The sequence below is a fragment of the Pseudomonas sp. GZD-209 genome, from assembly GCF_049310485.1.
In the GTDB taxonomy this organism is placed as follows: Bacteria; Pseudomonadota; Gammaproteobacteria; order Pseudomonadales; family Pseudomonadaceae; genus Aquipseudomonas; species Aquipseudomonas sichuanensis.
The window spans coordinates 15554-39166 of record NZ_JBMOWQ010000034.1; the positions used below are offsets into that span (position 1 = coordinate 15554).

22 protein-coding genes are annotated in these 23613 nt (G+C 64.2%); 9 read left to right on the forward strand and 13 right to left on the reverse strand.

All coding sequences use genetic code 11. The features are described 5' to 3' along the window. Positions 1–405: 405 nt before the first annotated feature. From ACO6VM_RS05795 to choV, 3 genes are all read left to right on the forward strand, one after another. Positions 406–1353 (forward strand): choline ABC transporter substrate-binding protein, encoded by a 948-nt coding sequence (locus ACO6VM_RS05795; RefSeq protein ID WP_401057565.1) that lies wholly within the window; start codon positions 406–408, stop codon positions 1351–1353. 81 nt (positions 1354–1434) lie between these two features. Continuing rightward, complete coding sequence (choW, locus tag ACO6VM_RS05800; RefSeq protein ID WP_178125776.1) at positions 1435–2283, forward strand: choline ABC transporter permease subunit; 849 nt, start codon at positions 1435–1437, stop codon at positions 2281–2283. Further along, positions 2280–3515 carry a choline ABC transporter ATP-binding protein gene (choV, locus tag ACO6VM_RS05805; RefSeq protein ID WP_422402909.1) on the forward strand — a complete coding sequence of 412 codons (1236 nt, stop codon included), beginning with the start codon at positions 2280–2282 and terminating at the stop codon, positions 3513–3515. Before choW ends, choV begins: the two co-directional genes overlap by 4 nt. Here the strand turns inward: choV and hisF are convergent. The 7 genes from hisF to hydA all read right to left on the reverse strand — a co-directional run bounded on the left by hisF (position 3482) and on the right by hydA (position 10240). Further along, complete coding sequence (gene hisF / locus ACO6VM_RS05810) at positions 3482–4252, reverse strand: imidazole glycerol phosphate synthase subunit HisF (protein WP_023629858.1); 771 nt, start codon at positions 4250–4252, stop codon at positions 3482–3484. The two genes, choV and hisF, sit on opposite strands and share 34 nt — an antisense overlap. A 9-nt stretch (positions 4253–4261) precedes the next feature. Continuing rightward, positions 4262–4999 (reverse strand): 1-(5-phosphoribosyl)-5-[(5-phosphoribosylamino)methylideneamino]imidazole-4-carboxamide isomerase, encoded by a 738-nt coding sequence (gene hisA / locus ACO6VM_RS05815; protein WP_323830115.1) that lies wholly within the window; start codon positions 4997–4999, stop codon positions 4262–4264. A 27-nt stretch (positions 5000–5026) separates the two neighbouring features. Beyond that, on the reverse strand, positions 5027–5287 hold the full coding sequence (locus ACO6VM_RS05820) for a DUF2164 domain-containing protein (protein WP_110992247.1): 261 nt from the start codon (positions 5285–5287) through the stop codon (positions 5027–5029). Continuing rightward, positions 5288–5926, reverse strand: a complete 639-nt coding sequence (gene hisH / locus ACO6VM_RS05825; protein ID WP_422402910.1) for an imidazole glycerol phosphate synthase subunit HisH — start codon at positions 5924–5926, stop codon at positions 5288–5290. Then, positions 5927–6520 carry an imidazoleglycerol-phosphate dehydratase HisB gene (gene hisB / locus ACO6VM_RS05830; RefSeq protein WP_110992314.1) on the reverse strand — a complete coding sequence of 198 codons (594 nt, stop codon included), beginning with the start codon at positions 6518–6520 and terminating at the stop codon, positions 5927–5929. A 245-nt stretch (positions 6521–6765) separates the two neighbouring features. After that, positions 6766–8424: an OFA family MFS transporter gene (locus ACO6VM_RS05835; RefSeq protein WP_125462255.1), complete on the reverse strand. Its 1659-nt coding sequence runs from the start codon at positions 8422–8424 to the stop codon at positions 6766–6768. Between the two features lie 376 nt (positions 8425–8800). Then, complete coding sequence (hydA, locus tag ACO6VM_RS05840; RefSeq protein ID WP_401060429.1) at positions 8801–10240, reverse strand: dihydropyrimidinase; 1440 nt, start codon at positions 10238–10240, stop codon at positions 8801–8803. Between the two features lie 604 nt (positions 10241–10844). Between hydA and ACO6VM_RS05845 the strand changes: the two genes are divergently transcribed. The 4 genes from ACO6VM_RS05845 to ACO6VM_RS05860 all read left to right on the forward strand — a co-directional run bounded on the left by ACO6VM_RS05845 (position 10845) and on the right by ACO6VM_RS05860 (position 15152). Next, positions 10845–12335: an NCS1 family nucleobase:cation symporter-1 gene (locus ACO6VM_RS05845; RefSeq protein ID WP_401060431.1), complete on the forward strand. Its 1491-nt coding sequence runs from the start codon at positions 10845–10847 to the stop codon at positions 12333–12335. An 81-nt stretch (positions 12336–12416) separates the two neighbouring features. Then, positions 12417–13703: a Zn-dependent hydrolase gene (locus ACO6VM_RS05850; protein ID WP_401060433.1), complete on the forward strand. Its 1287-nt coding sequence runs from the start codon at positions 12417–12419 to the stop codon at positions 13701–13703. A 306-nt stretch (positions 13704–14009) separates the two neighbouring features. Further along, on the forward strand, positions 14010–14150 hold the full coding sequence (locus ACO6VM_RS05855; protein ID WP_422402911.1) for a hypothetical protein: 141 nt from the start codon (positions 14010–14012) through the stop codon (positions 14148–14150). A 627-nt stretch (positions 14151–14777) separates the two neighbouring features. After that, the gene (locus ACO6VM_RS05860; RefSeq protein WP_401060988.1) at positions 14778–15152 is read left to right on the forward strand and encodes a DUF2784 domain-containing protein; all 375 of its coding nucleotides are present in this window, start codon (positions 14778–14780) and stop codon (positions 15150–15152) included. Here ACO6VM_RS05860 and tam read toward each other — a convergent pair. Then, a complete protein-coding gene (tam, locus tag ACO6VM_RS05865) occupies positions 15129–15905 on the reverse strand; it encodes a trans-aconitate 2-methyltransferase (RefSeq protein ID WP_401060990.1) in 777 nt (258 codons plus the stop codon). The genes ACO6VM_RS05860 and tam overlap by 24 nt on opposite strands. A gap of 106 nt (positions 15906–16011) precedes the next feature. On the opposite strand from tam, the gene ACO6VM_RS05870 reads away from it, so the two are divergent. Continuing rightward, positions 16012–16461: a FecR domain-containing protein gene (locus ACO6VM_RS05870; protein ID WP_401060992.1), complete on the forward strand. Its 450-nt coding sequence runs from the start codon at positions 16012–16014 to the stop codon at positions 16459–16461. Positions 16462–16516: 55 nt separating this feature from the next. Here the strand turns inward: ACO6VM_RS05870 and ACO6VM_RS05875 are convergent, their stop codons facing one another. Continuing rightward, the gene (locus tag ACO6VM_RS05875) at positions 16517–17926 is read right to left on the reverse strand and encodes an amino acid permease (protein ID WP_401060994.1); all 1410 of its coding nucleotides are present in this window, start codon (positions 17924–17926) and stop codon (positions 16517–16519) included. 438 nt (positions 17927–18364) lie between these two features. Here ACO6VM_RS05875 and ACO6VM_RS05880 point away from each other — a divergent pair, with 438 nt between their 5' ends. Beyond that, on the forward strand, positions 18365–19789 hold the full coding sequence (locus tag ACO6VM_RS05880) for a PLP-dependent aminotransferase family protein (protein ID WP_401060996.1): 1425 nt from the start codon (positions 18365–18367) through the stop codon (positions 19787–19789). 226 nt (positions 19790–20015) lie between these two features. On the opposite strand, the gene ACO6VM_RS05885 is transcribed toward ACO6VM_RS05880, so the two are convergent. The 4 genes from ACO6VM_RS05885 to ACO6VM_RS05900 form a co-directional block, all read right to left on the reverse strand. Then, on the reverse strand, positions 20016–20285 hold the full coding sequence (locus tag ACO6VM_RS05885) for a DUF3077 domain-containing protein (RefSeq protein ID WP_401060998.1): 270 nt from the start codon (positions 20283–20285) through the stop codon (positions 20016–20018). Positions 20286–20349: 64 nt separating this feature from the next. Continuing rightward, positions 20350–20592: a hypothetical protein gene (locus tag ACO6VM_RS05890; protein WP_422402912.1), complete on the reverse strand. Its 243-nt coding sequence runs from the start codon at positions 20590–20592 to the stop codon at positions 20350–20352. 757 nt (positions 20593–21349) lie between these two features. Continuing rightward, positions 21350–22372 (reverse strand): histone deacetylase family protein, encoded by a 1023-nt coding sequence (locus tag ACO6VM_RS05895; protein WP_422402913.1) that lies wholly within the window; start codon positions 22370–22372, stop codon positions 21350–21352. After that, positions 22372–23613 carry a Zn-dependent hydrolase gene (locus ACO6VM_RS05900; RefSeq protein WP_422402914.1) on the reverse strand — a complete coding sequence of 414 codons (1242 nt, stop codon included), beginning with the start codon at positions 23611–23613 and terminating at the stop codon, positions 22372–22374. Before ACO6VM_RS05900 ends, ACO6VM_RS05895 begins: the two co-directional genes overlap by 1 nt.

Sequence of the window (23613 nt, forward strand, 5' to 3'; positions counted from 1 at the left end):
AAACGCCGCCTTGCACAACTGCTAGGCTGAAGCGTCGAGCCGCCTTGGAATGCTCGCATCATCGGGCTTTTGCCCACCCCCTCGCCGTCTGCAACCGACGTACTTTTGTCCGCCTGCGCCGCACTGATCCGGTCCGGTTCGCGCCGTTTTGCAGCGCTCGGACGGCGTAAAAACCCGGGCACGGGGGTGGAAAAATCCAGTTGCGACATTGCCCGTACTGGATGCGACCCGTCCTGTACTGGATACGACTCCACCAGTAGGCGATTGCCGAACGCTGGAGGATTATCGAAAGCGACTCGTTTTGCACGGCCTCGCATCCTGCCCTCTGCAGGCCTGGCTGATCGGCACCCTAGAAAGCGCCGACGGCCCCCGCGAACCCGAAGATAAAATCACAGGAGTCCACCTATGAAAGCTTCACCCTCGCTGTTGCTGGTTGCGATGTTGTCCGCTCCATTGCTGGCCCAGGCTGCAGAACCCGAACAGTGCCAGACGGTACGGTTCTCCGACGTCGGCTGGACCGACATCACCGTGACCACCGCGATGACCAGCGTGGTGCTCGAGGCCCTGGGGTACAAAACCCACACCAACATGATCTCGGTGCCGGTGACCTACAAGTCGCTGGCCGGGGGCAAGGACCTCGACGTGTTCCTCGGCAACTGGATGCCGACCATGGAAAACGACATCAAGCAGTACCGCGATGCCGGTACCGTCGAAACCGTACGCGCCAACCTGGAAAACGCCAAGTACACCCTGGCGGTGCCCCAGGCGCTGTATGACAAGGGCCTGAAGGACTTCAGCGACATCCCCAAGTTCAAGAAGGAACTCGAAGGCAAGATCTACGGCATCGAGCCGGGCAACGACGGCAACCGCACCATCCAGAGCATGATCGACAAGGACGCCTTCGGCCTCAAGACCGCCGGTTTCAAGCTGGTGCAGTCCAGCGAGGCAGGCATGCTGTCGCAGGTCGACCGGGCGCAGAAACGCGGTGAGGCGGTGGTGTTCCTGGGCTGGGAACCGCACCCGATGAACAAGCGCTTCGCCATGAAGTACCTCACCGGCGGCGATGAGTATTTCGGCCCCGACTTCGGCAAGGCCACCGTGCTGACCAACACCCGCAAAGGCTATGCGCAGGAATGCAGCAACGTGGGCCAGCTGTTGAAGAATCTGTCGTTCACCCTCGACATGGAAAGCGAGCTGATGGGCAAGGTCCTGGACGACAAGATGAAAGCCGACGCAGCCGCCAAGGCGTGGCTGAAGAACAACCCGCAAGTGCTCGACACCTGGCTGGCAGGGGTGACGACCGTGGATGGCAAACCCGGCCTTGAGGCGGCCAAGGCCAAACTGACGCAATAACGCAAGGCGCTTTGGCAACACCGCGGGGTGGGACCGTGCCCACCCCGAACTGATTTCAATCTTTGCAGGTGGAAGCTCGCTATCATGCTTATCGATCAGAAAATACCCCTGGGGCAGTACATCGCCTCATTCGTCGAATGGTTGACCCAGAATGGCGCCGATTACTTCGACGCCATCGCCAAGGGCCTGGAATTCATGATTCATGGCGTCACCGGCGCCCTGACCTGGTTCAACCCTTTCGTACTCATCGCCCTGTTCGCCGCCCTCGCGCACCTGATCCAGCGCAAATGGGCCCTTACCGTATTCGTCGCCCTGTCGTTCCTGCTGATCCTCAACCTGGGGTACTGGCAGGAAACCATGGAAACCCTGGCACAAGTGAGCTTCGCCACCGTGGTGTGCGTGGCCATCGGCGTGCCGCTGGGCATCGTCGCCGCACACAAGCCGATGTTCTACACCGGCATGCGCCCGGTGCTGGACCTGATGCAGACCGTACCCACCTTCGTGTACCTGATCCCCACGCTGACCCTGTTCGGCCTGGGCGTGGTGCCCGGGCTGATCTCGACGGTGGTGTTCGCCATCGCCGCCCCCATCCGCCTCACTTACCTGGGCATCTGCGACGTGCCGCAGGAGCTGCTCGACGCCGGCAAGGCCTTCGGCTGCTCGCGCCGCCAGCTGCTGACCCGCATCGAACTGCCCCACGCCATGCCGAGCATCGCCGCCGGCGTGACGCAATGCATCATGCTGTCGCTGTCGATGGTGGTGATCGCCGCCCTGGTGGGCGCCGACGGCCTGGGCAAACCTGTGGTCAACGCACTGAACACCGCCGATATCTCGCTCGGCTTCGAAGCGGGCCTGGCGATCGTGCTGCTGGCGATCATGCTGGACCGTATCTGCAAGCAACCGGAACTGCCGGTAAGGGGTGAGGCATGAGCATCATTCGTTTCGAAGACGTCGACGTCATCTTCTCCAACAAGCCGCGCGAGGCGCTGTCGCTGCTGGACGAAGGCAAGACCCGCGAACAGATCCTCAAGCAGACCGGCCTGGTGGTCGGTGTCGAGAAGGCCAACCTGGACATCAACAAGGGCGAGATCTGCGTGCTCATGGGCCTTTCCGGCTCGGGCAAGTCGAGCCTCTTGCGCTGCATCAACGGCCTGAACACCGTCAGCCGCGGCAAGCTGTTTGTCGAGCACGAAGGCAAGCACATCGACATCGCCCACTGCACCCCCGCAGAGCTGAAGATGATGCGCACCAAGCGCATCGCCATGGTGTTCCAGAAATTCGCCCTGATGCCCTGGCTGACGGTGCGCGAGAACATCAGCTTCGGCCTGGAAATGCAGGGCCGCCCGGAGAAGGAACGGCGCAAGCTGGTGGACGAGAAGCTGGAGCTGGTGGGCCTGACCCAATGGCGCAACAAGAAGCCCGACGAGCTCTCCGGCGGCATGCAGCAGCGCGTGGGCCTGGCCCGGGCGCTGGCGATGGACGCCGACATCCTGCTGATGGACGAACCGTTCTCGGCCCTCGACCCGCTGATCCGCCAGGGTTTGCAGGATGAGCTGCTGGCCCTGCAAAGCAAACTCAGCAAGACCATCGTGTTCGTCAGCCACGACCTGGACGAAGCCCTGAAGCTGGGCAGCCGCATCGCCATCATGAAGGACGGTCGGATCATCCAGTACAGCAAGCCCGAGGAGATCGTGCTGAACCCGGCAGACGAGTATGTGCGGACCTTCGTCGCCCACACCAACCCGCTGAACGTGCTGTGCGGCCGCAGCCTGATGCGCACCCTGGACAAGTGCAAACGGGTCAATGGCTCGGTGTGCCTGGACCCGGGCGGCGACTCGTGGCTGGACCTGGGCGAAGGCAACTCGATCAAGCGTGCTCGCCAGGGGCAGAACGGGCTGGACATGCAGAACTGGGTGCCGGGGCAAGCGGTGGAAGGGCTGGATCGCCGGCCGACCGTGGTGCACGCCGACATCGGCATGCGCGACGCGCTGCAGATTCGTTACCAGACCGGCAACAAGCTGGTGCTGCAGGAGAACGACAAGCTGGTGGGGATTCTGGGTGACACAGAGCTGTATCACGCGTTGTTGGGCAAGCCCGCTCCCACAATTGTCTCTATATCGCCTGAATATCAGCGAACGACGATCCCGCGCGAAGCCATGTAGGCCTTGGCTTCCGGCACCGTGTACTCGCCGAAGTGGAAGATGCTCGCCGCCAGCACCGCGCTGGCATGCCCTTCCAGAATCCCGTCGGCCAGGTGCTGCAGGTTGCCCACACCACCGGAGGCGATCACCGGGATCCCCAGCGCATCGCTGATGGCGCGGGTCACGCCCAGGTCGAAGCCGTTCTTCATGCCGTCCTGGTCCATGCTGGTCAGCAGGATCTCACCGGCACCCAGGCCTTCCATCTTCTTCGCCCACTCCACCGCATCCAGCCCGGTAGGCTTGCGCCCGCCGTGGGTGAAGATCTCCCAGCGCGGCGTTTCGCCCGGGCCGGAGACCTTCTTGGCGTCGATGGCGACGACGATGCACTGCGAACCGAAACGGTCGGCCGCCTCACCCACGAACTCCGGGTTGAACACCGCGGCGGTGTTGATCGAGACCTTGTCGGCACCGGCGTTGAGCAGGTTGCGGATGTCCTGCACGGTGCGCACGCCACCGCCCACGGTCAGCGGGATGAACACCTGGCTGGCCATGCGCTCGACGGTATGCAGGGTGGTGTCACGGCCATCGACGCTGGCGGTGATGTCGAGGAAGGTGATCTCGTCGGCACCCTGCTCGTCGTAGCGACGGGCGATTTCCACCGGGTCACCGGCATCGCGGATGTTCTCGAACTTGACGCCCTTGACCACCCGGCCGTTGTCCACGTCCAGGCAAGGGATGATGCGCTTGGCCAGTGCCATGGTCGTTCCTCAGCCTTGGTAGTTGTCGCAGAAGGCCTGGGCCTCGGCGACGTCGAGGGTGCCTTCGTAGATGGCACGGCCGGTGATGGCGCCGATGATGCCCGGCGCTTTTGCGTCCAGCAGGGCCTTGATGTCACCCAGGTTGTGGATGCCGCCCGAGGCGATCACCGGGATCGAGGTGGCTTCGGCCAGGGCCTTGGTGAAGGGCACGTTGCAGCCCTGCATCATGCCGTCCTTGGCGATGTCGGTGTAGACGATCGCCGAGACGCCATCGGCCTCGAAACGCTTGGCCAGGTCGATGACCTGCACGCTGCTCACTTCGGCCCAGCCGTCGGTGGCGACGAAGCCGTCCTTGGCGTCCAGGCCGACGATGACCCGGCCCGGGAAGGCCTTGCACGCCTCGGCAACGAACTCCGGCTGCTTGACCGCCTTGGTGCCGATGATCACGTGGCTGACGCCGGCCTTGACGTAGTGCTCGATGGTTTCCAGCGAGCGAATGCCGCCGCCGATCTGGATCGGCAGGTTCGGGTAACGCTTGGCGATGGCGGTGACTACTTCACCGTTGACCGGCTGGCCTTCGAAGGCGCCATTGAGGTCGACCAGGTGCAGGCGGCGGCAGCCACCTTCGACCCATTTGGCGGCCATGCTCACCGGGTCGTCGGAAAATACCGTGGAGTCTTCCATGCGGCCTTGGCGCAGACGCACGCAAGCGCCGTCCTTCAGATCGATAGCGGGGATAATCAGCATCTTGGAAACCTGTCTTGTTCGTTGAGTTCAGGGCTTCTCGAGCGCCCACAGGTCGCTTTCGATGCTCTCGAACCGCTCCTTGAGGTGCAGCTGAACATCGGCAATCGCCCTGTTGTAGTAATACGGAGCAACTTCTCTGGAAAACAGCTCGAGGACTTCGGCCACCTCGAACGACCCCAGCTCCAGCTCGAAACGGTCTTCGAGGAAGCGCTTGAGCTTGTCGAGCGCTTCGCGCTCCTGCTCGGGGGCCAGTGTGAGGATCGGCGCCTTGGTCCGCGACCTGCTCATTTACCAGCGCCCATCCCAGGCGACGAAGTTCTGCAGCAGTTGCAGGCCATGGGTATGGCTCTTCTCCGGGTGGAACTGCACGGCGAAGCGCGAGCCCTCGGCCAGCGCGGCGGCGAAATTGACGCCGTAGTGGCCGCGGCCGACGACCTGGCCCGGCTTGCCGGCATTGATGTAGTAGCTGTGCACGAAGTAGAAGCGCGCGCGGTCGGGAATGTCATGCCACAGGGGGTGGTCGTTGGTCTGGCCGACTTCGTTCCAACCCATGTGCGGCACTTTCAGGTGCTCGCCGTCTTCTTTGAGGTCTTTGCCGAAGAAGCGCACCTGGCCGGGGAACAGGCCGATGCAGTCGACACCGTCGTTCTCTTCGCTGTGCTCGAGCAGGGCTTGCATGCCCACGCAGATGCCGAGGAACGGGCGATCCTGGCTGACTTCGCGGACCAGGCTGTCGAAGCCCAGGCGGCGGATTTCGGCCATGCAGTCGCGGATCGCGCCAACGCCGGGGAACACCACGCGGTCGGCTTCACGAATGACCGCGGCGTCGCTGGTGACCAGCACCTTGCCGGCACCCACGTGCTCGAGGGCCTTGGCCACCGAGTGCAGGTTGCCCATGCCATAGTCGATTACGGCTACGGTCTGCATTTACAGGCACCCTTTGGTCGATGGCATCTGCCCGGCCATGCGTTCGTCCTGCTCCACGGCCATGCGCAGCGCGCGGCCGAAGGCCTTGAACACGGTCTCGATCTGGTGGTGGGTGTTGTGGCCACGCAGGTTGTCGATGTGCAGGGTCACCAGGGCGTGGTTGACGAAGCCCTGGAAGAACTCCTGGAACAGATCGACGTCGAAGCCACCGACGCTGGCGCGGGTGTAGGGGACATGCATCTGCAGGCCCGGGCGGCCGGAGAAGTCGATGACCACACGCGACAGCGCTTCGTCGAGCGGCACGTAGGCGTGGCCGTAGCGGAAGATGCCTTTCTTGTCACCGATGGCCTGGGCAAACGCCTGGCCGAGGGTGATGCCGACGTCTTCGACGGTGTGATGGTCATCGATATGCAGGTCGCCCTTGCATTCGATGTCCAGATCGATCAGCCCATGCCGGGCGATCTGGTCGAGCATGTGTTCAAGGAAAGGCACACCGATATCGAATCGGGCCTTACCAGTGCCATCGAGGTTGATCGAGCACTTGACCTGGGTTTCCAGGGTATTGCGCTCGACGGAAGCCTTACGTTCGACCATCACCAGCTCCGCAAAATCATTGGGCGAAAAGGGCAACATTATAGGCCCAGAACGCGCCAGCTTGAAACGCGGATGACATATGGCAGGGCTAGCAATTGCGGGGGGATAACAGGCTTACAGGTCTATACAAGCCAGTTTTGTCGACCTCATCGCGGGCCAAGCCCGCTTCCACGACAGACCGTGGGAGCGGGCTTGCCCCGCGATGAGGCTTCGACTGCCAGCCAGTCAGCCAGCAGTTTCAACCGTCAGTGAAACAGCACCGCCGTCTTCTGCAGGGTAATCCACACCCCCCAAGCCAGCGGAATCACCACCACGGCCCAGGCCAGCAGCACCAGCGGCAGGCTGCCCGGCGCGGCATGCCACTCCAGCGAACGCGCGCTGTCGGCACCCTTGTCATGGCTCAGGGCACGCTCTGCGGCCAGCTCGGCCTCGGTCATGAAGTACTTGTCGGCCACCGGGCGTACCAGCATGTTGCAGACAAAGCCCAGCACCAACAGCCCGGCGAGGATGTACAGGGTCATGTCGTAGGCCGCGGCCCGCTCCACACCTGCCGCCAGCTGCGCTTCACGCAGGTAGGTGATCAGCACCGGGCCAAGCACGCCAGCGGCGGCCCAGGCGGTCAGCAGGCGACCGTGGATGGCACCGACCATCTGCGTGCCGAACAGGTCGGCCAGGTAGGCCGGCACCGTGGCGAAGCCGCCACCGTACATCGACAGGATGATGCAGAACGCCGCCACGAACAGCGCCACGTTACCGATGTGCCCCATGTTCGGCACCAGGCTGTAGAGGCCCACGCCCAGGGCGAAGAAGGCGAAGTAGGTGTTCTTGCGGCCAATGTAGTCGGAGAACGACGCCCAGAAGAAGCGCCCGCCGATGTTGAACAGGCTGAGCAGGCCGGTGAAGCCGGCGGCGATGGCGGCGATCTGCGCCAGTTGCGCGGCGTTCAACTCGCTGAAGGTCAGCTCGTTGCCCAGCAACTTGCCGGCGAACACTTCCTGCAGCAGTGGCGAGGCCATGCCGAGAATGCCGATACCGGCCGAGACGTTCAGGCACAGCACCAGCCACACCAGGGCGAACTGTGGCGTCTTCCAGGCCACGCTCACGTGCACGTGGCGGTCGGTGACCATGGCGTTGGCCTTCTTCGCCGGTGGGGTCCAGCCCTCTGGCTTCCAGCCGGTGGGCGGTACGCGGTAAGCCAGGGCGCCAGCAGTCATGAACACGAAGTAGATCGCGGCCATGGCAACGAAGCTCTGCCACACGCCGACTTCAGTCGCACTGCCGAAGTGGCCCATCAATGCGGTCGCCAGCGGCGCGCCAACCATGGCACCACCACCAAAGCCCATGATCGCCATGCCGGTGGCCATGCCGCGCTTGTCCGGGAACCACTTGATCAGGGTCGACACCGGCGAGATGTAGCCCAGGCCCAGGCCGATACCGCCGATTACCCCCGAACCGAGCCACATCAGCCACAGCTGATGGGTCTTCACGCCGATCGCCGAGATCAGCAGGCCGCCGCACCAGCACAGTGCCGACACCAGGCCGGCCTTGCGCGGACCTGCGTGTTCCAGCCAGCCGCCGAGCACTGCGGCCGAGCAACCGAGGAAGACGAAGAACAGGGTGTAGATCCAGCTGAGCATGGAGATCGGCCAGTCGCACTCGGCGCTGAACAGGCGGGCGACGAAGCCCATGTCCGCTGCGCACGCCACTGGCGCGCTGACGCCCAGGGCCTGGGACAACGGCAGCCAGAACACCGAGAAACCGTAGGCCATGCCGATGCACAGGTGGATGGCCAGGGCCGCCGGTGGTACCAGCCAGCGGTTGAAGCCCGGGCGGGCGATGATGCGCTCCTTCGACAGGAAACCGGGCACGCTTACCGGCATCTCCGTCGTGATACTGCTGCTCATGGGTCGTTCCTTTTGTAGGTGGGCTGCTTACGGGCTGCCGGCCCGGCTCTGCTGTGGCGTCTCCCCCGGGATGACGCCGGCCGTTTGCGGCATTGCCCCGCGACAATGGGTCGCGGATGCTGCGAAAGCGGCGCAAGATTACCAGCAGCCAGTGGCATGAAAGCAATCTGATATCGCGTTTTTTTTGCCAGCTGAATCGGTATTTCGCATGTTCAGGTGAGGTTTTTTCGCCTGTTCTGGCCTCATCGCGGGGCAAGCCCGCTCCCACAAAAGCAATGCAATCCATCGTGGGAGCGGGCTTGCCCCGCGATCACCGGCCAAGCCGGTGCCACACACTGCGATGCTCGCTTCGCGGGGCAAGCCCGCTCCCACGGGATCAGCGCTGAACTGGCGTCGGTTTGTGCCGCTCGGCCCGGCGCTCCAGCACCTCGTACACCGACGGGTACGCCGGGCGTTCCACATAGCGCCCTGCCCCCGGCTCGGCGCGCAGGTCGCCGTCGGCCCACAGCACATTGCCCTGGCTGATGGTGTGGCTGGGGATGCCGCGCACCGTGCGGCCTTCGAAGATGTTGAAGTCGACTCGCTGGTGGTGGGTCTGGGCGCTGATGGTGCGCGTGCCCTGTGGGTCCCACAGCACCAGGTCGGCGTCGGCGCCAACGCGGATGGCGCCCTTGCGCGGGAACAGGTTGAAGATCTTCGCGGTGTTGGTAGAGGTCAGCGCGACGAACTCGTGCATCGACAGGCGCCCGCTGTTGACCCCGGCGTCCCACAGCACCGCCATGCGGTCCTCGATGCCGGCCGTGCCATTGGGGATACGGCTGAAGTCGTCGCGGCCCATGGCCTTCTGCTCGGCGCAGAAGCAACAGTGGTCGGTGGCGGTGGTGTGCAGGTTGCCCGACTGCAGGCCCCCCCACAGTGCGTCCTGGTGCTCGCGCGGGCGGAACGGCGGGCTCATCACGTAGCCGGCGGCGGTGGCCCAGTCCGGGTCGCGGTAAACGCTGTCGTCCAGCAGCAGGTGGCCGGGCAGCACCTCGCCGTACACCGGCTGGCCCTTGGCCCGTGCATAGGTGATCTCGTCGAGCGCCTCGCGGCTGGACACATGCACCAGGTACAGCGGCGTGCCAAGGGTTTCGGCAATGCGGATGGCGCGGCTGGCGGCCTCCCCTTCAACCTGCGAGGGGCGCGACAGCGGGTGCGCCTCGGGCCCGGTCAGCCCTTGTGCCAGCAGCTTGCGCTGCAGGTGATAGACCAGCTCGCCGTTTTCGGCATGCACGGTGGGCACCGCGCCCAGTTGCAGGCAGCGCTCGAAGCTGGCCACCAGGGTGTCGTCAGCGGCCATGATCGCGTTCTTGTAGGCCATGAAGTGCTTGAAGCTGTTGACCCCATGCTGGCTCACCAGCTCCCCCATTTCTTCGGCGACCTGCTCGCTCCACCAGGTGATGGCGACGTGGAAGCCATAGTCGGACGCACTCTTCTGCGCCCAGCCACGCCAGGTGTGGAAGGCTTCGAGCAGCGACTGCTGCGGGTTGGGGATGACGAAATCGATGATCGAGGTGGTGCCGCCGGCCAGGCCCGCGGCGGTGCCGCTGAAAAAGTCCTCGCTGGCCACGGTACCCATGAACGGCAATTGCATATGGGTGTGGGGGTCGATGCCGCCGGGCATCAGGTACTGGCCGCTGCCGTCGAGCACCTGGCAATCGGTGGGTGCTTCGAGGTTTTCACCGATGGCGCGGATCACGCCGTCGGCACACAACACATCGGCGCGGTAGCTTTCTTCATGGGTAACCACGGTGGCGCCACGGATCAACAGGGACATGCCGTCTTCCTCGCAGGCTGACCGGTCTTTCTGGCCGGTTCTTGGAATTTTCATGGGCCAGTGCCTGCGGGTTTCGGTCAATCCTGTCAGGCCTGACAAGAATCGAGGCTAGTTGCGGTTCTGACATTCATCAAGAAAAAATATATGCAAATACTCAAAATTTTATCTTATTGATTTATATGAATTAATTGCACTAATCACCAAAACGGAACAGCCCTTCACCATTTTGACGCACTTGACAGGATGCAAATTTGGTCAAGATTTTCTACGCAAATTCAGCTGTTTAAAAACGGCTGGCCAAGCGCAGGCAGCGCAGCGGATATGCCGGGCCGCACCGCTTTGAATCACGGTGTGTTGGCCGGTGTCGGCGTCAACGTTATTCGCACGCGCCAGGCGCAATCAGGAATGCTTTTGCAAGTCAGTAAGTTACCTGCGGTCAGCAGCGACCACCGGGAATGGCCAAGGCCAACTCGGCACGGTTGTTGTAACCCCGGCCACAACCGCCATGGCCGGACCGCAGGTGCAGTACTGGTGGTGTGTGTACTCCGGCCATCGCATTAGCCCGATGAGCAAACAACAAGAAAAAACCCCTGGAGAAGGCCCCATGCAACCAAGCAGATCACAAGTGGTCGAGCAGCATGGCCTGTTCGAACTCGACGCCGGCAGCGACGTGCTCGACAGCCCCCGTTACAACCACGACATCGCCCCCACCAAAGTGCACCAACGCACCTGGAACAAGTGGCACATCACCGCGCTGTGGGTGGGCATGTCCATCTGCGTGCCCACCTACACCCTCGGCGGCGTGCTCACCGCCTACTTCGGCCTGAGCGTGGGCGAGGCGCTGCTGGCGATCCTGCTGGCCAACCTGATCGTGCTGATCCCGCTCACCCTCAACGCCTTCCCCGGCACCAAGTACGGCATCCCCTTCCCGGTGCTGCTGCGCTCGTCGTTCGGCATCTTCGGCTCCAACGTGCCCTGCCTGATCCGCGCCGTGGTGGCCTGTGGCTGGTTCGGTATCCAGACGATGTTCGGCGGGCTGGCCATCCACCTGTTCCTCGGCTCGCTGTTCCCCGAGTGGAAGGCACTGGGCGGCACCGGCGAAGTGATCGGCTTCATGCTGTTCTGGGCGCTGAACCTGTGGGTGGTGCTGCGTGGCGCCGAGTCGATCAAATGGCTGGAAACCCTGTCGGCGCCGCTGCTGGTGGCGGTGGGTATCGGCCTGCTGTTCTGGGCGATGCCGCACATGTCCATGACCGAGTTGCTGGCACAACCGCCCAAGCGCCCCGAAGGTGCCAGCGTGGTCAGCTATTTTTGCGCCGGGCTCACCGCCATGGTCGGCTTCTGGGCCACCCTGTCGCTGAACATCCCCGACTTCAGCCGCTACGCGAAAAGCCAGAAGGACCAGATCCTCGGGCAGATTTTCGGCCTGCCGCTGACCATGTTCCTGTTCGCCTCGCTGGGGGTGATCATGACCGCGGCCTCGGCCTCGCTGGTGGGCCAGACGGTGTCCGACCCGGTCAGCCTGATCGGCCATATCCAGAGCCCGGGCTGGGTGGCGCTGGCCATGGCGCTGATCATCATCGCCACGCTGTCGACCAACACGGCGGCCAACATCGTCTCGCCCACCAACGACTTCCAGAACATCGCCCCACGCCTGATCGGGCGCAGCCGCGCGGTGTGGCTGACCGGCTTCATCGGCCTGGCGCTGATGGGCCACGAGCTGCTCAAGAAGCTCGGCTGGATCGTCTCCGACCTGAGCCTTGAGAGCGTGTATTCGAACTGGCTGCTGGGCTACTCCAGCCTGCTCGGGCCGATCGCCGGGATCATGGTGGTGGATTACTTCCTGGTGCGGCGCCAGCAGCTGGACCTGGCCGGGCTGTACCGCGACGACGTGTACCCGGCGTGGAACTGGGCCGGTTTTGCCGCCTTCGGCGTGCCGGTGGCGCTGACCGTGATGGCCATCGGCAACAGCAGTTTCAGCTGGTTCTACGACTACGGCTGGTTCACCGGTTCGTTGCTGGGTGGCGGGCTCTACTACGCCCTGGGCGGCGTGGCGGTGCGCGGGCCGGCGCGGCTGGCCAAGCCGTTGCCCTGAACGTACCGCTCCCTGCGTGGGAGCGGGCTTGCCCCGCGATGGGGCCGCAACCGCCCGACAAAAGAACCTGAGGAGGCACCCATGACTACCCTCGCCAAGGAAGTCCTGCAATCAAGCAAGCACCACATCGACAGCGCACGCCTGTGGCAATCGCTGATGGACCTCGCCCGTCTCGGCGCCACCCAGAAAGGCGGTGTGTGCCGCCTGGCGCTGACCGACCTAGACCGCCAGGCCCGCGACCTGTTCGTGCAATGGTGCGAAGCCGCGGGCTGCACGGTGACGGTCGACGGGGTCGGCAATATCTTCGCCCGTCGCCCGGGGCGCAACCCCAAACTGCCACCGGTGATGACCGGCAGCCATATCGACACCCAACCCACCGGCGGCAAGTTCGACGGCTGCTTCGGGGTGATGGCCGGGCTGGAGGTGATCCGCACCCTCAACGACCTGGGCGTGGAAACCGAAGCGCCGCTGGAGGTGGTGGTATGGACCAACGAGGAAGGCTCGCGCTTCGCCCCGTGCATGATGGGCTCGGGGGTGTTCGCCGGTAAGTTCACCCTGGAAGAGACCCTGGCCAAGCGCGATGCCCAGGGCGTCAGCGTTGGCGAGGCGCTGAACGCCATCGGCTATGCCGGCCCGCGCGCGGTGCTCGGGCATCCGGTGGGGGCTTACTTCGAAGCGCATATCGAGCAGGGGCCGATCCTCGAGGACCAGGCCAAGACCATCGGCGTGGTGCTCGGCGCGCTCGGGCAGAAGTGGTTCGACCTGACCTTGCGCGGCGTCGAGGCTCATGCCGGCCCCACCCCGATGCACCTGCGCAAGGACGCCCTGGTCGGCGCCGTCGCGGTGGTCGAGGCGGTCAACCGCACCGCCCTCGCCCACCAGCCCCATGCCTGTGGCACGGTCGGCTGCCTGCAGGCCTACCCGGGGTCGCGCAACGTGATCCCCGGTGAAGTGCGCATGACCCTGGACTTCCGTCACCTGCAGGGCGAGCAGCTGGACGCGATGATCGCCGAGGTACGCGGGGTGATCGAGGCGACCACGGCGAAGCATGGGCTGAGCTATGAGCTGACGCCGACTGCCGACTTCCCGGCCCTGTATTTCGACCCTGTCTGCGTTGATGCAGTGCGTAATTCGGCGGCGGCGCTGGGGTTGGCGCACATGGATATTGTCAGTGGGGCCGGGCATGACGCGATTTTTTTGGCGGAGCTGGGGCCGGCGGGGATGATCTTCGTGCCTTGTGAGGGGGGGATCAGCCATAACGAGATCGAGAATGCTACGCCTGGGGATTTGGCGGCGGGGTGTGCGGTGTTGTTGCGGGCGATGCTGGCGGCTTCGGAGGCGATTGCGGGGGGGCGGTTGGCGGCTTGATAGCTTCGGCCTTCAGGGTGTTGGTTTTGATAGATGTATGCGCATTCGGCGGCGATGGCGACTTTTAGTCACCTTTCCGCCCTTACGGCGGGTTACTTTGGTCTTGGCCAAAGTAGGCAAAGCCGCCTGCTCCCATCATACGGCCCCTACGCTGCGCTTCGGGGTCCCCTCGCTCCGGTGCCTTCCGGGCCCGCGCGGCCTACGACTTGCTGCGCAAGTCTACATCTCGCGCCTTCGGCTTACGCCGAAGGGTGCTGCGCACCAGGGCCCTACAGTCACCTCCACTCGGCCTCCTGAAGTCGCAATTTGTGTTGCCTGGACTATTGCGCGCTTAGAAGCAAGAGCAAGAGCAAGAGCAAGAGCAAGAGCAAGAGCAAGAGCAAGAGCAAGAGCAAGAGCAAGAGCAAGAGCAAGAGCAAGAGCAAGAGCAGTGACACGGCTATCTAGGTTTGGCTGTTGTTTATGTGTTGTTTGTTCGGGCCCTATCGCCGGCAAGCCGGCTCCCACAGGTACAGCGCAAGTCAAAAAGTTCGCACTAACCTGTGGGAGCTGGCTTGCCAGCGATTGCAATCCAGAGATCCCAACTAACCCTACTAGCGACAGCTAACGCCAACCCAGGCGCCGCCCCTAACTTCGCGACTTCAGGAGGCTGAGCGCAGGCGTCTGGAGGGCCCTGGTGCGCAGCACCCTTCGGCGCAGCCGAAGGCGCGAGATGTAGACTTGCGCAGCAAGTCGGAGGCCGCGCGGGCCCGCAGGACGCCGGAGCGAAGGGACCCCGAAGCGCAGCGTAGGGGCCGTATGATGGGAGCGAGCGGCTTTGGTTACTTTGGCCAAGACCAAAGTAACCCGCCGTAAGGGCGGAAAGGTGACTTCGCGTCGACATCACAAATGAATGCACATACAACTATCAAAACCAAAGCAACAGAATACCCAGCCAAACAACTAAGCAACCAAGCAACCAAGCAACCAAGCAACCAAGCAACTCAAACTTAAACCGCACCCATCTTAAAAAACAGCACCCTCCCAGACACACATCTGATTTATGCTAAGCCCCCTCCCCCCCGAGCCCACCCCATGCTCTACCGCCTGGCCGCCGACGCCCTAGTCCTGCTCCATCTGACCTTCATCCTCCTGGTCCTGCTCGGCGGCCTGCTGGTGCTCTGGCGCCGCAAAGCCCTGATCCTCCACCTCCCCGCCCTCGCCTGGGGCCTGGCCGTGGAGGGCCTGCACCTGCAGTGCCCACTGACCAACTGGGAAAACCACCTGCGCGCCGCCGCCGGCAGCGCCGGCTACCAAGGCGGTTTCGTCGAACATTACATCTGGCCCCTGATCTACCCCGCCGGGCTCACCCCACAGATCCAGCTATGGCTAGGCGCCGTCGTGTTGCTGCTCAACCTCGGCGTATACGGCTACGTGCTCTGGCGCCTAACGCGTCGCCACCACAAATAGCCGCGGGAACGGCAGCAGCACCTTGCCGTCAGTGGCCGGCGGGTAATCGCGCTGCATCGCCTGCAAGTACAGCTGCAGGAAATCCGCCTGCTGCCCTTCGTCCAACCGCGCCAGATAAGGCCGTAGCGCCGAACCCTTGAACCACTCCACCACCGCCTCGGCACCACCGGGCAGCGGGTGATGATAAGTGGTGCGCCACACATCCACCCGCGCGCACAGCGGGCTGAGCAGGTCGTAATAGAACGCCGCGCTGTGCCGTGGCGGCAAGCTGAAGTCGGCGAACTTGTCGGCCCACGGCCCCTGGCTGGCAATGTCGCGCAACTGCCGGTGCGCGGGCTCGTCGAGGTTGTCCGGGGTCTGCACCGCCAGGCTGCCGCCCTCACTGAGCTGGCGTACCAGGTGCGGGTACAGGCTGGCGTGGTCGGGCACCCACTGCAGCGAGGCGTTGGCGAGGATCAGGTCCTGGGGTTCGGGGGCCGCCCAGCCGCCGATATCGGCGATCTCGCAGCGCACCCGCGGGATGCTCAGGCGCGGCCGCTGCCTGGCCTTGTCGACCATGTCGGGGTCGCTGTCCAGCGCGGTCACCTGCGCATCGGGGTGGCGCTGCAACAGCACTTCGGTAGAGTTGCCCGGGCCGCAGCCCAGGTCGGTGGCATGGCGCACCGGGCGTGGCGGCACGGCAGCGAGCAGGTCGCGCACGGCGCGGGTGCGTTCGGTTTCAAACAGCGAGTACTGAGTGGCGGACCAGGCCATTGTGTGGCTCCTTGCGTGGCGGATGTGTGCAGCATAAGCCATTCGCCCAGTGGAGCGCCGGAACCGAATGACTATGCTGCAAGTCTGTCCCTGCATGCGCACATCGATGAAAACCACCCTGCCCCTGATCTTGCTCGCACTGGTCGCCGCCTCCGCCCTGCTTGGCTCGCCATGGATGAGCCAAGGCTTCGACCTGGCCGACCTGCGCACCACCGCCAGCCAGCAACTGACCCGCCACCTGGAGGACGGCAGCCTGCTGGTGCTGCAGCCCGACAGCGCGGTGGACGTGGAATACGACACCCAGCAACGGCGCCTGACGCTGCTGCAAGGCGGGCTCTACGTCGAGGTGGCCGATGACGACCCACGGCCCTTCCTGCTGGTCACCGATCACGGCACCCTGGCCACCCGGGACGGACAATTGGCACTGGTGCGCAAGGGCGGGCAATCCGACGTCGAACTGCAAGCCGGCAGTGCCGAGCTCGACAGCGGCGGGCAGCATGTGCGCCTTGGCCCCAACCAGGCGCTGCGCTTCGACCACGCAGGCCCAGTGCGCTGAACGAAAACGGCCGGACCCCGCAAAGGGCCCGGCCGTCTTGTGCAACGCTCGGCGCTTACGCGCGCTTGGCGCTACGGATCTGGTGCACTACGCCCATGGCCACCACCACGGCGGCAGCGATGCCGGTGGAGATCACCAGGATCTGGTAGTCAGGCATGAAGGCCATGGTTACCAGGGCGGCAACGATGAAGGCGATGACCAGATAAGTCAGCCAAGGGAACAGCCACATCTTCAGGCGCACTTCCTTGCCTTCGGCAATCAGCTTGCGGCGCATGCGCAGCTGCGAGAAGGCGATCACCAGGTACACCAGCAAGGCGATCATGCCGGTGGTGTTCATCAGGGTGTCCAGCACGTCTTTCGGGCGCAGGGTGTCGCTGAAGTTGATCAGTGCGCAGAACACCGCCACCAGGCACGAACCGATGATCGCGTTCACCGGTACACCGGTGCCGGTGCGGGTGAACTTGAACAGGCGCGGCGCATCGCCACGCTGGGCCAGGGAGAACAGCATGCGCGAAGCGGTGTAGTGGCCGGAGATCAGGCAGCTGCTCACCGAGGTCAGTACCACGAAGTTCATCAGCAGTTCAGCGTACGGCACACCCAGCAGCTCCAGGGTACGGCGGTAAGCGCCATAGCCGGAGACGCCCAGCTGCGGATCGTTCCACGGCACCAGGCAGACGATCAGGAAGATCGAGCCGACGTAGAACAGGCACACGCGCCACACCACCGAGTTGGTGGCCTTGACGATCTGGGTGGCCGGATCCTTCGCTTCGGAGGCGGCAATGGTGACGATCTCGGCGCCCAGGAAGGCGAACATCACCCCCAGCAACGCCCCGATCACCGTGGTGATGCCGTTGGGCATGAAGCCTTCGGCGGTCAGGTGGCTGATGCCACGCACTTCACCGAACTGCCAGACGTTCATCACCGCCGCGGTGCACACCACCAGGAAGCAGACAATCGCCACCACCTTGATCAGCGCAAACCAGAACTCGAACTCGCCGTAGTGCTTGACGTTGAAGAAGTTGACGGTGATCAGCAGCAAGGTCGTGGCCAGCACGAACACGTTGACGCTCACGTCGGGGAAGAAGCCGTGCAGGATCTTGCCCGCCACGTAGGCTTCCCAGGCCATCAGGATCACCCAGTACCACCAGTACAGCCAGCCGATGGTGAAGCCGGCCCAGCGGCCGATGGCGCGGTCGGCGTAGGTGGAGAACGAGCCGGTGTCGGGCGAGGAAGTCGCCATTTCGCCGAGCATGCGCATGATCAGCACCACCAGGATGCCGCCGGCAAGGTATGCCAGGACGGCTGCCGGGCCGGCGCTGTGGATGACACTGCCGGAACCGACGAACAGTGCGCCGCCGATCACCCCGGCGATGGACATCATCGTCAGGTGGCGCGACTTGAGCGAGGCACTGAGCTTGCTCTCGTGCCCGTCGTTCGCGGTGGTGGATGTGGATGTTGCGTCCATCAGTTATTTACCCCGTGCTTCTTTTTATCCAAGGAAAAACTGTGAAACCCCGATGGTTATCGGTCTCACCTGTACATCAGTGCAAATGCGGGCAGGGAGGTGTGCGCGAGCACACGCAGGCCATCCGTGGCGGCCTGCTTACGCGGCCAGAGGTTGCCCTCTGAACGAACTGAACCATGCTGGGTCCGAACCAAAGGCGGCCGGCCGGGCAGAAAGAAGGTGCGAGGCGAACCCCGACGGTAAAGCAGCGAATTTATGATTATTCATGACGCTGGTTCGTGCTGTGTTGGCGATTTCTGACACGTAATGTAAAAATGTCGAACACTTTGAGCCATGCACAGCGGTGCGAAATCTGTACTGCACTGTACAGGCCGCCGATGCAATACACCCCGAATTCCCGGCCGGCGCTTGGCGTTACGCACCCCGAAGGCACCCCGAATGCTCCAGCTACACCCGGACTCTTCCACCCCGCTGGTCAATCAGATCATCGACGGGCTGCGCGCGCTGATCGACAGCCAGGCGCTCAAGCCGGGGGCGAAGGTGCCGTCCATCCGTGCCTTTGCCGCCACCTACTCGGTGAGCACCTTCACCGTGGTCGAGGCCTACGACCGCCTGGTGGCCCAGGGCCTGTTGGTGAGCAAGGGCAATGCGGGCTTCTTCGTCAATCGTGCGGCGAACGAGCTGGTGGATAAAGCCAACATCGAGACGGACAGCACCCGCCCGACGTTCAATTCCGAGTGGTACCTGCAGCAGATCTTCGAGACCCGCCAACTGCCCTTCAAGCCCGGCTGCGGCTGGCTGCCCAACGACTGGATGTACGAGGAAGGCCTGCGCCGCGGCATGCGCCAGGTGGCCGGCAGCCCGCTGGAACTGTCCGGTTACGGCGACCCGATGGGCCTGCCGGAGCTGCGCGCCCTGACCGCGCAGAACCTGCAGCAGGAACTGTCGATCGTCGCCAACCCGGCGCAACTGATGCTCACCCACGGCGCCAGCCAGGCCCTGGACCTTGCCGTGCGCACCCTGGTGCGCCCTGGCGATGTGGTGCTGGTGGACGACCCTGGCTACCCCAACCTGATGAGCATCCTGCGCACCCAGGGCGCAACGCTGGTGGGCGTGCCCCGCACCCCGGCCGGCTACGACCTCGACCATCTGGAGCGGCTGCTGGCGCACCACCAGCCCACCGCCTTCTTCACCCAGCCGCACCTGCACAGCCCGACCTGCTCGCGCACCCCGCTGGCCCAGCTGCACCGCCTGCTGCAACTGGCCAGCCGCCACGGTTTCCGGCTGGTGGAAAACAACCTGTACGCCGACATGATCACCGACCCGCTGCCCTGCCTGGCCAGCCTCGACCACCTGCAGCAGGTGGTGTACGTCGGTAGTTATTCGAAGAGCATCTCGCCCAACGTGCGCGTCGGCTACCTGCTGGCCAACCCCGAACTGATGCAGCAGTTGCTGCACTTGAAGATGCGTTCGGGGCTGACCACTTCGCAGGTGATGGAGCGCGTGGTGTACGCCGCGATCATCGATGGCCGCTGGCGCAAACACCTCAAGCGCCTGCGCCAGCGCCTGGCCGAGGCCCACCAGGAGGTGGGCCGGCACCTGCATCGGCTGGGGTTCGAGCTGTTCATCGAGTCGGATGAAGGGATGTATATCTGGACCCGCCATGCGGCGATCCCGGACAGCGCGGCGCTGCTGGATGATGCCCTGGAGAAAGGCATCATGCTCGGCCCTGGGCAGCTGTTCATGGTCGATGCCAAGGCCACTGGGTGGATGCGCTTCAATGTGGCGTTCAGTACCGACCCGGCGATGTGGGAGTTGCTGGAAAAGGTGTTGGTCAAACATGTGCGCCGAGGCGGGGTTTAAACCCGCCTCGCTGTCATCGCCGGCAGCGCTTCTGCCGCCCCGCCTGACTCACGCCATGCGCCAAGGCTGGCAACCATGGCCTCACAGGTGCGGCACGTTGCAACAAATGTAGGAGCGGATTCATCCGCGATGCGCCGCGCGGGCGGCGCTCGATCTCCCAGACACTGCATCTCTCCCGACAAACACCCTGTCGCCCGATAGGTCGCCAAACGCCCCTATCACCGGCTCAATGCACCAAACCCAGCTCGGCGTCATCGAGCAACGCCTTGGCCATGGCGCTCAGGTAATACGCCGCCCAGACCATCCGCGGATCTTCCTCCATGACCCCGAGCAGGGTCAGGTGGCGCACGCAATCCAGCAGTTCAGAGGCCTGTTCGCGGGCGTGATTGCAGGGTATGCCCGGTTCGATGCGAAACAGCGGCTGGGGGTTGTCTTGTCCCTGGCAGAAGCGGGTCTTGCCGGCAGTGGTGGGAGGTGTTGGGTTGTCCGTGGTCATACCGTAATCCTCGAAGTCATTGCGTTGGGTGTGACGGCCCGTTCGCTGGCGAACGGGCTCGGCCTCAATGCAAGGGCTGCGGCATCGCCGCCCGTTGCACCTGCGCCAGTGCCGATTCCAGCAGCGAGCACAGCGTTTCCATCTCGTGCACGGCGGCCAGCATCAGCATCGAGCCGGGGGACTTGGTGCAGAGCAGGACGGATTGATGGGCGACGGCCAGGGCGCAGTGCAGGTGTTCGCTGATCTGGACCAGGGTGTCTTCGAGGAAGGCGTTGGAATGGGGTGGGTCGGGGACAATTTTAAGCATTGATCTACTCCTTGGGTCGGGCTACCACCAACCTGCTGTCAAACAGGTGGTGACAGCTGTACGTAGGTTGACAGACCGGCGGAGTTGATCAGTAACCGGCGCACGCGAGCGTGCCCTACGCACAGCCGCCGTTGAAGGACTAGCCATGCGATCACCCCGTAGCGGCCTGTCAAAGCCATGTCGCTGATGTGCAGCGACCCGGCGAGACTAGTAGGCGGAAATTGCCACCGCAACGGAAAAAGTGCGCGGGCATTATCTTTGGGAAATGGACTACAGGGAAGGTGTGAAATCTGATTGATAGGCTGGGGCTGGCAAGGGCCTGGCTGCAGATTGCATGTGGGCGGCAAGGTGCCAGGCGACAGATTTGCAGCGCCCTGGAGATCGAGCGCCGCCCGCGCGGCGCTTCGCGGGTAAACCCGCTCCCACCGTTTGTTTCGGGCCAATTATTCCTGTGAAAGTACCGGCGCCTGCCTTTGTGCATGCCTTGAGTCATGCGGGGCGGCGACAACGCCCACACTGAAACCGCGTCGTACCAACAAGGCGGACCAGGTAATGGCACAGGAGAGACTGGCCCGAAACAAACGGTGGGAGCGGGTTTACCCGCGAAGCGCCGCGCGGGCGGCGCTCGATCTCAAGAGCGCTGCAAGACTGTCGCCTGGCACCTGGTGGCCCACATATGATTTCAAGACAGACTCTTGGGCGCCACACCGCTGGCCTTAGGTAATCAGGATCAGGCCATGGGATTTATCGTCTGCCGCTAGCGCCAGTCTTCCTTCGCCGCAAAAAACGCCCGCGCATTCGCCTCCAGACTCTCCAGGTGATACCCCCCCTCCTGCACGATCAGACACGGCAAGCGCAACCCACGAATCTGCTCACCCAACCGGGCAAAGCCTTCAGTGGTCACCGCCACCTTGCTCTGCGGGTCCAACTCGTAAATATCGAACCCCAGCGACAACACCAGCACTTCGGCACCAAAGTCCTTCACTTCAGCCAACGCCACCTCCAGCCGGCCCATGAAATCATCCTCACTGGCGCCATGCGCCATGGGCAGGTTGAGGTTGTAGCCCTCCCCCGCGCCGCTGCCGCGCTCGTCCTCGAAACCGGCGACGCCCGGGTAGAAATTGGTCGGGTCGCCATGTACCGAGACATACAGCACATCACTGCGGTCGTAGAAGATCTCCTGGATGCCCTGGCCGTGGTGCATGTCGGTGTCGAGGATCGCTACCCGGCTGTAACGGCTGCGCAGGGCCTGGGCGGCGACAGCGGCGTTGTTGAGGTAGCAGAAGCCGCCCGCGGCATCGAAGCGGGCATGGTGGCCTGGCGGGCGGCACAGGGCGTAGGCGGCGGGTTCGCCGTCGAGTATCGCCCTGGCCCCGGCAACGGCACTCTGCGCCGACCAGTAGGCCGAGCGCCAGGTCTGCTCGCCCACCGGGCAACTGCCGTCGGCCAGGTAGCGCCCGGCCTGGGCAAGGATGCCGCGCAGGGCGTTGGGTTCGCGGACGAAGATGTTGGACATGACTTCGTCGCCCCAGTCCTCGGGCACTTCCTTCCAGCGTGCATGGGCTTCTTCGAGAAAGCGCAGGTACGCCTCGCCGTGCACGGCCTTCAGCGGCGCAAGACCTGCGTCGTCAGGCTGGCGGATGTCGAAGCCCAGGCCCTTGGCGGCCTGCAGCAGGCGCCGGGCGCGCTCGGGGACTTCCTGCGGGGTGCGCATGGCGCCGCGGGAGTAGTAACTGCGCGGGTGGTGCAGCAGCTGTTCGGGGTGGAAATAGCAGCGCATCAGGCGTCTCCTTCGGCAACCTGGCCGGCACGGGCCAGCACGGCATTGAGCAGTACGTCGGCGCCCTGGCGGGCGTCTTCGGGCAACACGTCCTCGGCCTCGTTGTGGCTCAGGCCGCCGACGCAAGGGATGAACACCATTGCCGTCGGGCAGTAGCGCGCCAGCAGGATGGCGTCGTGGCCGGCGCCGCTGACGATGGTTTGCTGGCTGTAGCCCAGCCCGTCCACGGCTTGCTGCACCGCCGCCACGCAGTCGGCGTCGAACGGCGTGGCCGGGCTGACCCAATGGCGTTCGACCGTGACCTTGAGGCCGCGCTGACGGGCAATGGCCTGCAACTGCAAGCCGATATTGCGCTCCATGGCTTCGATGGCCTCGTCGCGGTGATGACGCAGGTCGAGGGTGAAACGCACCCGGCCGGGGATGGTATTGCGCGAGGATTTGGCGATGTCCAGCTCGCCCACGGTGGTCAGGCCCTCGGGGGCAAAGTCGCCGGCCAGTTGCTCGACGGCCTGGATCATCCGCGCCACGCCGTACAGGGCGTCCTTGCGCAGCGCCATCGGCGTGGTGCCGGCATGGGCGGCCATGCCTTCCACGGTCACGTCGAGCCAGCGTATGGCCTGGCCGCCGCTGACCACACCGATCGCCTTGGCGTTGTCCTCGAGGATCGGGCCCTGCTCGATATGGGCCTCGAAATAGGCGTCCACCTTGCCACCCAGCGGGCGCTGGCCGGCGTAACCGGTGCGCGCCAGCTCATCGGCCACGCTGATGCCGTCGGCATCGCGGATCGCCAGGGCCTGCTGCAGGTCGAGGCTGCCGGTGAACACCGCCGAGCCGAACATGGCCGGGGTGAAACGCGCGCCCTCCTCGTTGGTCCACACCGCGATCTCCAGCGGCTTGCGGGTGCGGATGCCGAGGTCGTTGAGGCGGCGCACCACCTCCAGCCCGGCCAGCACGCCATACACACCGTCGAAGCGACCGCCCTCGGGCTGGGTGTCGAGGTGGCTGCCCATCATCACCGGCGCAGCATCCACCTCAACGCCCTCGCGGCGGGCGAACAGGTTGCCGATGGCGTCCACGCTCAGGCTCAACCCGGCCTCGCGGCACCAGTGGCCGAACAGTTCGCGACCGGCCTTGTCCTCGTCGCTCAGGGCCAGGCGGCAGCTGCCGCCACGGGCGGTGGCGCCGACTTCGGCCATGGCCATCAGGCTCGCCCACAGGCGTTCGCCGTTGCTTTTCAACAT

Bases quoted from the DNA above. Each gene is read 5' to 3' on its own strand.
- ACO6VM_RS05795 (WP_401057565.1), top strand. From the start codon at position 406: ATGAAAGCTTCACCCTCGCTGTTGCTGGTTGCGATGTTGTCCGCTCCA.
- choV (WP_422402909.1), top strand. From the start codon at position 2,280: ATGAGCATCATTCGTTTCGAAGACGTCGACGTCATCTTCTCCAACAAG.
- hisF (WP_023629858.1), bottom strand. From the start codon at position 4,252: ATGGCACTGGCCAAGCGCATCATCCCTTGCCTGGACGTGGACAACGGC.
- hisA (WP_323830115.1), bottom strand. From the start codon at position 4,999: ATGCTGATTATCCCCGCTATCGATCTGAAGGACGGCGCTTGCGTGCGT.
- ACO6VM_RS05820 (WP_110992247.1), bottom strand. From the start codon at position 5,287: ATGAGCAGGTCGCGGACCAAGGCGCCGATCCTCACACTGGCCCCCGAG.
- hisH (WP_422402910.1), bottom strand. From the start codon at position 5,926: ATGCAGACCGTAGCCGTAATCGACTATGGCATGGGCAACCTGCACTCG.
- hisB (WP_110992314.1), bottom strand. From the start codon at position 6,520: ATGGTCGAACGTAAGGCTTCCGTCGAGCGCAATACCCTGGAAACCCAG.
- ACO6VM_RS05835 (WP_125462255.1), bottom strand. From the start codon at position 8,424: ATGAGCAGCAGTATCACGACGGAGATGCCGGTAAGCGTGCCCGGTTTC.
- hydA (WP_401060429.1), bottom strand. From the start codon at position 10,240: ATGTCCCTGTTGATCCGTGGCGCCACCGTGGTTACCCATGAAGAAAGC.
- ACO6VM_RS05845 (WP_401060431.1), top strand. From the start codon at position 10,845: ATGCAACCAAGCAGATCACAAGTGGTCGAGCAGCATGGCCTGTTCGAA.
- ACO6VM_RS05850 (WP_401060433.1), top strand. From the start codon at position 12,417: ATGACTACCCTCGCCAAGGAAGTCCTGCAATCAAGCAAGCACCACATC.
- ACO6VM_RS05860 (WP_401060988.1), top strand. From the start codon at position 14,778: ATGCTCTACCGCCTGGCCGCCGACGCCCTAGTCCTGCTCCATCTGACC.
- tam (WP_401060990.1), bottom strand. From the start codon at position 15,905: ATGGCCTGGTCCGCCACTCAGTACTCGCTGTTTGAAACCGAACGCACC.
- ACO6VM_RS05870 (WP_401060992.1), top strand. From the start codon at position 16,012: ATGAAAACCACCCTGCCCCTGATCTTGCTCGCACTGGTCGCCGCCTCC.
- ACO6VM_RS05875 (WP_401060994.1), bottom strand. From the start codon at position 17,926: ATGGACGCAACATCCACATCCACCACCGCGAACGACGGGCACGAGAGC.
- ACO6VM_RS05880 (WP_401060996.1), top strand. From the start codon at position 18,365: ATGCTCCAGCTACACCCGGACTCTTCCACCCCGCTGGTCAATCAGATC.
- ACO6VM_RS05885 (WP_401060998.1), bottom strand. From the start codon at position 20,285: ATGACCACGGACAACCCAACACCTCCCACCACTGCCGGCAAGACCCGC.
- ACO6VM_RS05890 (WP_422402912.1), bottom strand. From the start codon at position 20,592: ATGCTTAAAATTGTCCCCGACCCACCCCATTCCAACGCCTTCCTCGAA.
- ACO6VM_RS05895 (WP_422402913.1), bottom strand. From the start codon at position 22,372: ATGCGCTGCTATTTCCACCCCGAACAGCTGCTGCACCACCCGCGCAGT.
- ACO6VM_RS05900 (WP_422402914.1), bottom strand. From the start codon at position 23,613: ATGTTGAAAAGCAACGGCGAACGCCTGTGGGCGAGCCTGATGGCCATG.